We start from the raw sequence: 2,420 nt of genomic DNA, 5'->3' as shown, positions 1-2,420 counted from the left end.
CGACGTCATCGAAGGCCCGCTGATGGCCGGCATGAACGTGGTCGGCGATCTCTTCGGCGATGGCAAGATGTTCTTGCCGCAGGTGGTGAAATCGGCCCGCGTCATGAAGCAGGCGGTCGCCTATCTGATGCCGTTCATGGAGGAGGAGAAGGCGCGCAGTCTGGCGAGCGGGTCTACCTTCGAGAGCAGCCATTCCGCCGGCAAGATCGTGCTCGCGACCGTGAAGGGCGACGTGCACGACATCGGCAAGAACATCGTCGGCATCGTGCTCCAGTGCAACAATTTCGAGGTCGTCGATCTCGGCGTCATGGTGCCGGCCACCAAGATCATCGAGACGGCGAAATCCGAGGGCGCCGACATCATCGGCCTCTCCGGCCTGATCACGCCCTCGCTCGACGAGATGAGTTTTCTGGCCGGCGAACTGCAGCGGCAGGACATGAAGCTGCCGCTTCTGATCGGCGGCGCCACGACGAGCCGCGTGCACACCGCGGTCAAGATCGACCCGAACTATCGCGGCGGCCCGGTCGTGCATGTCAATGACGCGAGCCGCGCGGTCGGCGTCGCCTCGGCGCTGCTCTCGCCGGAGAGGCGCGCCGCCTACGCCGCCGAGGTCCGCGGCGAATATCAGAAGATCGCGGCCGCCCATCTGCGCGCACAGGCCGCCAAGAAGCGCCTGACGCTCACTGACGCCCGCGCCAACGCGGTCAGAATCGATTTCGCCAAGGCGCCGCCGCAGCGGCCGTCGTTCCTGGGCGTCAGAAACTTTGACAATTACGACCTCGCCGAGCTGGTCGGCTATATCGACTGGACGCCGTTCTTTCAGACCTGGGAGCTCGCCGGACGCTTTCCCGCCATTCTCGATGACCCGAAAGTGGGCGAAGCAGCGCGGTCGCTCTACGCCGATGCGCAAGAGATGCTGAAGCGCATCGTCGCGGAAAAATGGTTCACGGCGCGTGCCACGATCGGCTTCTGGCCGGCAAACGCGGACGGCGACGATATCGCCGTCTTTGCAGACGAGAGCCGCACGACAAAGATCGCAACCCTGCATACGCTGCGCCAGCAGCTCGAGAAGCGCGAGGGACGCTTCAACGCCGCACTGTCGGATTTCATCGCCCCTCGCGCCAGCGGCGTGCCCGACTATGTCGGCGGCTTCGTCGTCACCGCAGGGATCGGCGAGGATGCGGTCGCGGACCGCTTCAAGAAGGCCAATGACGACTATTCCTCGATACTCTGCAAGGCGCTCGCCGACCGTCTCGCCGAAGCCTTTGCCGAGCGGATGCATGCGCGGGTCCGCCGCGAGTTCTGGGCCTATGCGCCGGACGAGAACCTTTCCGCGGACGATTTGATTTTGGAAAAGTATCAGGGTATCCGTCCCGCACCCGGCTATCCCGCACAGCCGGACCACACCGAAAAACAGACGCTGTTTGCCCTGCTCGATGCCGAGCGCGGCGCCGGCGTAAAACTGACCGAAAGCTTTGCGATGTGGCCGGGCTCGTCCGTGTCCGGTCTCTACTTCAGCCATCCCGAAAGCTTCTATTTCGGCGTCGGCAAGATCGAGCGCGACCAGGCCGAAGACTATGCGGCGCGCAAGGGCATGACCGTCGCCGAGGTCGAGCGCTGGCTGGCGCCGATCCTGGACTACATTCCGGCGCAGGACCGCGACCAAGCCCGCACGAGGCGAGAAGCAGTGCTGGCATCGAACCCCTCTTCGTCAGCGCCTGCCAATGACATCGCATCGAACGATCTCGCCTCGCATCCCCCCGGCTGCGCCTGCGCGGTGCATCTGGCGTGGCGGAAGAAGGCGGCGAGGGGTTGAGGAGAGCTCGACCACGACGCATCGCGGCGACGACTCCTGAGTGTCGAGCATCTTTCGGTTTTCAACTCCGCTGTCATCGCCCGGCTCGACCGGGCGATCCAGTACGACGCGGCTTTTCCGCTCAATCACTAGCGTCTCTGGAATACTGGATCGTCCGCTTTCGCGGACGATGACAGCGGAGAATGTGATGAGCATTTCCAAAGGCAAGCTTCAGCGCCCCGCGGCGCGAATTCGCGTCCGAGTTTTGCTCGAGGCGTCGCCCCCGAAACCAGAGGGCGCAGGGAATGCCGGGTGCTGGCCGCAACCCATGGCCCGCCAGCAAAAGAAAAGCTGGCGGCAGACACCACAGGTTCAGCCAAATCATCCGGCATTCCCTGCGCGACGGTTTTAACGCTTATATCGCGCTCTCCCTGGGAACCGGGCTTTCTTGCTCCCGTCACGCGCGAGATCATCATCTTGCGCGCTTGACACCAGCGTCGGGGTGTCAGGACCACACGACTTCACGTCCGCGCTGTCGATGCTCGTCGTGCATCGTCTTCGCGTCCATCGCATCCCCGCCTCACGTGTCGTGACGATCGCGCGTACGCCCCTCTGCATCGAGGCG

The 2,420-nt window shown here is 64.0% G+C and carries 2 protein-coding genes; both read left to right on the top strand.

The features are described 5' to 3' along the window. Positions 1-1,816 (top strand): vitamin B12 dependent-methionine synthase activation domain-containing protein (locus JOZ76_RS22210; RefSeq protein ID WP_291701895.1); only part of this gene is annotated, 1,816 nt, incomplete at its 5' end. 291 nt (positions 1,817-2,107) lie between these two features. Then, positions 2,108-2,284, top strand: coding sequence for a hypothetical protein (locus JOZ76_RS22205; protein ID WP_291701893.1), 177 nt, complete (start codon positions 2,108-2,110; stop codon positions 2,282-2,284). The last annotated feature ends 136 nt before the right edge of the window (positions 2,285-2,420 follow it).

The sequence above is a fragment of the Bradyrhizobium sp. genome (assembly GCF_019244115.1).
Classification (GTDB): Bacteria; Pseudomonadota; Alphaproteobacteria; order Rhizobiales; family Xanthobacteraceae; genus Bradyrhizobium.
This window is presented reverse-complemented; position numbering and strand designations above follow the sequence as displayed.